Annotated in this window: 5 protein-coding genes; 1 reads left to right on the top strand and 4 read right to left on the bottom strand. The window is 63.1% G+C overall.

Translation table 11 applies throughout. The features are described from left to right. The 3 genes from AC2VOG_RS18840 to AC2VOG_RS18830 all read right to left on the bottom strand — a co-directional run. Positions 1 to 971 (bottom strand): APC family permease (locus AC2VOG_RS18840; protein WP_486941354.1); only part of this gene is annotated, 971 nt, incomplete at its 3' end. 347 nt (positions 972 to 1,318) lie between these two features. After that, the gene (locus AC2VOG_RS18835; protein WP_486941353.1) at positions 1,319 to 2,065 is read right to left on the bottom strand and encodes a DUF5642 family protein; all 747 of its coding nucleotides are present in this window, start codon (positions 2,063 to 2,065) and stop codon (positions 1,319 to 1,321) included. Between the two features lie 176 nt (positions 2,066 to 2,241). Continuing rightward, on the bottom strand, positions 2,242 to 2,481 hold the full coding sequence (locus AC2VOG_RS18830) for a hypothetical protein (protein ID WP_486941352.1): 240 nt from the start codon (positions 2,479 to 2,481) through the stop codon (positions 2,242 to 2,244). Between the two features lie 7 nt (positions 2,482 to 2,488). Here AC2VOG_RS18830 and AC2VOG_RS18825 point away from each other — a divergent pair, with 7 nt between their 5' ends. Further along, positions 2,489 to 3,652, top strand: coding sequence for a sensor domain-containing protein (locus AC2VOG_RS18825; protein ID WP_486941351.1), 1,164 nt, complete (start codon positions 2,489 to 2,491; stop codon positions 3,650 to 3,652). A 12-nt stretch (positions 3,653 to 3,664) separates the two neighbouring features. Here the strand turns inward: AC2VOG_RS18825 and AC2VOG_RS18820 are convergent. Then, on the bottom strand, positions 3,665 to 3,972 hold a 308-nt coding region (locus tag AC2VOG_RS18820), incomplete at its 5' end, for a TOBE domain-containing protein (RefSeq protein WP_486941350.1).

The following is a 3,972-nucleotide window of genomic DNA, read 5'->3' as shown; positions in this document are numbered from 1 at the left end:
GGCACCGCGAACCGCGGATGCACTGCCGCCAACACCGCCGGCAGATTCCGGTCCCGGGCCATGGCGAACGTCGTGCGCGACACCCCGAGAATCAGCGCCAGCAGGGATCCGATCGCCGCCACCACCGCACCGGTCCGTACGGCTGGGGCCAGCCACCCAGCCCCGGCCACCTGCACGATCTGCACCAGCGGGTCTGCTGCCACCGAAAGCCTATGCCGGCCAAGCACAGCCAACGCTGCGACAGCGACCAGCGCATAGCAGACCAGCGTGATAGCCAGCGCAATCGGGATGGCCCGCGGGATGGTGCGAGCCGGGTCGCGGACTTCCTCGCCCAGTGTGGCGATCCGCGCGTACCCGGCGAACGCGAAAAACAGCAACCCGGCGGCCTGCAAGACCCCAAACAGCGAGCCGCCCACTTCACCCAGCCCCGAAACGTCAAAACAGTTGGCGCCGAAAGCAGTCACTACGATCGCGGCCAGCACCGCCAACACCACTGCAACGATCACGCGGGTCAACCACGCCGATTTCTGCACTCCGAAATAGTTGACGGCGGTCAGCACCACAACCGTGGCCACCGCGACCGCGTGCGCGTGCGTCGGCCAGGCATACAAGCCGACCGTGAGTGCCATCGCCGCGCACGAAGCCGTCTTGCCGACCACAAATCCCCACCCGGCCAGATAACCCCAGAACGGGCTCAGGCGTTCGCGGCCATACACATAGGTGCCCCCCGAGGCCGGATAAACGGCCGCGAGCCTCGCCGACGACGTCGCGTTGCAATAGGCGATCACCGCGGCCACCGCCAGCCCCACCAGCAACCCGGACCCGGCAGCCCTGGCGGCGGGCGCCAGCGCCACGAAGATGCCCGCGCCGATCATCGAGCCCAGCCCGATCGTCACCGCATCGAACACCCCAAGCTCACGGCGCAACCCAGCACCCGGGGCCGGACTCGGGCGAGCTGACGTCTCAGACATTCCCATCCTCACCGGCAACACACCACCCAGATATCGATCAAATCACATTGATCGATATCACGTATTCTGTGGACATGGCCGCGTCGTGTCAACCAATGCCCGCGTCCATCCAGCTCGCTGCCCATCCCCTGCGCTAGGCAGCTGATCAGCGCACCCTGGACCGACGACTACCGTGTCCGCGAACTGGTCGCCCGCACCCATCAACCCAGAATCTGATCTCGTATCACCTGCGACTGCTGCGCGACAGCGGCCTGATCACCAGCACCCTGAGACAAAAGCACCCCACCGCGGCGACAAATTAGACGGCCCGATGCCCTCGGCGACGAGGCACTGCCCTTCACCGGTCGCTAGGGCGACCGCAGCGTGTCCACGGCCTTGACCAGCATGCCGCTCAACAGCTCTTCCGCGTCGGGGTTTCCAGGCAGAATGCCCTCGGACGTGACGGCCACGTTGTCGCTGAGAAACGCGGCAAAGACATACGACTTGGTGGCGCCCTGAGCGGCCACGGCGATAGATTCGGCGGTCACAACCCCATCAATCGGCGGTCCGGGCTGACGGGTGACCGTCGAGACCACCAGCCGACCGCCAACTCGCTGAGTCAATGAGACGTGCTCGCAACCCTTGGGAACGACCACTTTGCCCAGCGGCGAAGCAGAGCTGACGGCGCCGACCAGGATCGCACCCCGACCTACCCCACCGATCATCATGTATTGCGCATCTTGGGGTGCGCGCACCGGCTGGAGAACCGATCGGCACAACGGAGGATCCACCTTGACGATATCGCCCACGCCGACAGCGAAGAACTTCTCGGCGTCGGGTCCCAGAGTGGCCACGTTGGTGCTTTGGACACGATCGAACCCCGGCGGAAACTGGTCACGCAACTCACCGAGCCGGCTGATGTCGTAATAGCGGTTCTGCTGCGGCGGACTTTTCGGGGTGGGCAACAACGTCGGCCGCAACACCGCGTGGGACGGGCTCACCGGCGTGCCATCCACCGAGCGCGCGCACCCCGGTAACCCGCCGACGACGGCAGCCAGCAGGATGGATGCGAGCGATCGGCGGCTGTAGCGCATCACCAAGCAAATCGCCGCCAAATCGCCGCTGCTCCTTCCGCGATGAGCCGCCATACATGCTGGTCATCGGCAAACGTGCCGGACATTTGGAATGTCACCGTGCCAGTCATCGGAGTTTCGCTGCCGTCGCGATCGACCCGAAAATGCAGGAGACCTGCTGCATACCTATTCAATCGCAACCAATGAGCAGGCTAACATCAGCCTGACTGTCCGCTGGCATCGGAGAAAGACGAGAGGAACTGCATGTCGCAACGTCGACGGCGCCGTGCATTTGTAGCGTTCGGCACCGCGGCGATGGCGTTGATGCTGGTGGCCTGCGGTAGCCACACACCGTCATGGTTTCCGGTGCAGCCGCAAAAGACGTCAAAGACGCCTGCTCCCGAAGCCACGCCGGCCACTTCGCTTTCACCGCCTAAACCTCTGCCCGCCAGCAACATCAAGAGCTTGATACTCCCGACAGAAGATGTCGACGAGATCGCTGGCCTGGCACTGGAAGACAGATCGCAGTTTGATTCGCCCAGCGCCTCGGCAAGCGATTACAGCAAACCAGAGTGCGCCCTGACCCTGGGGATTACCAAGGATGCCCTCGGAAACGGTGAGTTCACCGCCTACCGTTCAGTCCGAAACCAGGCCTCAAAAGACGACGGCCTGATCGGCATGTTTTCGCAGAATGTCGCGACATTCGAGACTTCTGACAAGGCCCGTGAAATTTTTCGTAAGGCGTACGGACCGTTGGGTTCATGTAATTCGGCGATGATCTCCGCGAAGAACAACCCCGCCACCTGGAAGGTCCTGGCTACCGGTCCGTTCGACGGCGATACGGTGAAATTCGGCGCGCTTCAGTTCACCGACAAGAACCAGCCCCTCGGATGGCGCTGCGACCATCAAGCCCACGTCAAGAACAACGTCGTTGTCGAGGCTTCGATGTGCGCATGGGCCAACGGGTCACTGGCCGCGGCGGCAGCGGTCGACCAGATCAGCGCCCGAATCCCGCCCTTGGACAAACCGGCCCCGCCGGCGCCGACTGACTTCCTCGCGCCGAGCAAGATCAAATCGTTGATCGTCGGAGTGCCAGAGGCCAGCAAAATACTCGGGGCCAACCTCGGCGATAGCAGCACCGTGCTGTATCCACCGGCGCCGCGAGACTTCGGGGACAAATCGAATTGCAGCGTGCTGGAGGGTCCGGACGCCAACTCGTTCGGAGCCGATGTCGAATACACGGCGTATCGCGGCACCGACTATCGCGAGGCCAAGGACAATTACCAGCATGTTGTCGACCAACAGGCCGCCACATATGTCGACACCGAGACGGCGTTGCGCTATTTTCACGACGCCCTGAAGAACCTCGACGGCTGCAACGGAGCCTCGGTACCCGGTGAGACCGGAAGCCACATCGAGTTTCAGCTGCAAGTTCCCGAAGTCACCGGCGACCGAGCGCTGTGGACAATCACCGGCATCACGCAGAATCAACCCGACCCATGGCGGTGCGCGTTCAATTTCCGCACCCAGAGCAATGTTTTGTTCGTCGCCAAGGTCTGCCAGAACGGTGATCCGGCCGAGATCGCCAGCCAGCTTGCCGATCAGATGGCCGCCCACATTCCCAAGTGAACGATCACGCGATCACAACAGTCGGCGGCCGTCGACGCCGAAGAAGAGCAACTGTGCCGGCTGCGGCCGCACCCGCACGCGAGTACCACGGCCCGGCGGGTGCTGTCCGTCGGCCCGCGCAACGATCGGTTGCGCGAATGTGTGCTCGCCAATTGTGATTCGGCCGTACAGATAGGCATCCGCGCCGAGTTCCTCGACGACATCGATCTCCATCTCAATGCCACTTCCCCCGATGTCCAAATGTTCAGGCCGGATACCTATCACGAGTTCATCTATCGCAGAGCTGATTTCACGCGGAAGCGGAATCGACCAGTCTCCCA

It is taken from the genome of Mycobacterium sp. TH-M11 (assembly GCF_057473725.1).
Note: the sequence above shows the minus strand (reverse complement) of the source record. Positions and strands in the feature narration are given on the sequence as shown.